Source organism: Rhodococcus sp. NPDC080181, assembly GCF_040702225.1.
Classification (GTDB): domain Bacteria; phylum Actinomycetota; class Actinomycetes; order Mycobacteriales; family Mycobacteriaceae; genus Rhodococcoides; species Rhodococcoides fascians.
In genome coordinates, this window is record NZ_JBFBKN010000065.1 from 1 (window position 1) to 1,444 (window position 1,444).

Consider the following 1,444-nt stretch of genomic DNA (forward strand, 5'->3'; position numbering starts at 1 on the left):
AGCCTGAGAGGTGATGCGTAGCCGATTGAGGCGAATTCAGTGATCCTATGCTGCCGAGAAAAGCCTCTAGTGAGTTGTTACACGGCCCGTACCCCAAACCGACACAGGTGGTCAGGTAGAGAATACTAAGGCGATCGAGATAACTATGGTTAAGGAACTCGGCAAAATGCCCCCGTAACTTCGGGAGAAGGGGGGCCCCTGCCGGTGATGGAACTTGCTTCCTGAGCTGGTGTGGGCCGCAGAGACCAGTGAGAAGCGACTGTTTACTAAAAACACAGGTCCGTGCGAAGTCGTAAGACGATGTATACGGACTGACGCCTGCCCGGTGCTGGAAGGTTAAGAGGACCGGTTAGCCAGTAATGGCGAAGCTGAGAATTTAAGCCCCAGTAAACGGCGGTGGTAACTATAACCATCCTAAGGTAGCGAAATTCCTTGTCGGGTAAGTTCCGACCTGCACGAATGGCGTAACGACTTCTCAGCTGTCTCAACCATAGACTCGGCGAAATTGCATTACGAGTAAAGATGCTCGTTACGCGCGGCAGGACGAAAAGACCCCGGGACCTTCACTACAGCTTGGTATTGGTGTTCGGTTCGGTTTGTGTAGGATAGGTGGGAGACTGTGAAGCGGTGACGCCAGTTACTGTGGAGTCGTTGTTGAAATACCACTCTGATCGTATTGGATACCTCAACCTCGGACCATGATCTGGTTCAGGGACAGTGCCTGGTGGGTAGTTTAACTGGGGCGGTTGCCTCCTAAAATGTAACGGAGGCGCCCAAAGGTTCCCTCAGCCTGGTTGGCAATCAGGTGTCGAGTGCAAGTGCACAAGGGAGCTTGACTGTGAGACTGACAAGTCGAGCAGGGACGAAAGTCGGGACTAGTGATCCGGCACCGGCAAGTGGAAGCGGTGTCGCTCAACGGATAAAAGGTACCCCGGGGATAACAGGCTGATCTTCCCCAAGAGTCCATATCGACGGGATGGTTTGGCACCTCGATGTCGGCTCGTCGCATCCTGGGGCTGGAGTAGGTCCCAAGGGTTGGGCTGTTCGCCCATTAAAGCGGCACGCGAGCTGGGTTTAGAACGTCGTGAGACAGTTCGGTCTCTATCCGCCGCGCGCGTAAGAAACTTGAGGAAGGCTGTCCCTAGTACGAGAGGACCGGGACGGACGAACCTCTGGTGTGCCAGTTGTTCCACCAGGAGCACCGCTGGTTGGCTACGTTCGGAAGGGATAACCGCTGAAAGCATCTAAGCGGGAAGCCTGTTCCAAGATGAGGTTTCTCACCCCCTCGAGGGGGTAAGGCCCCCGGCAGACCACCGGGTTGATAGGCCAGAACTGGAAGTACAGCAATGTATGCAGGTGACTGGTACTAATAGGCCGAGGACTTACCACAAAGAAGCTACGCGTCCACTGTGCAATATCTGAAACAACACACGAGTAGTTGTTC

1 rRNA gene is annotated in these 1,444 nt (G+C 54.4%); it reads left to right on the plus strand.

Annotation, left to right across the window (positions count from 1 at the left end):
* A 23S ribosomal RNA gene (locus tag AB0O58_RS26705) occupies positions 1-1,390 on the plus strand; the annotation flags it as partial.
* Between the last annotated feature and the right edge of the window lie 54 nt (positions 1,391-1,444).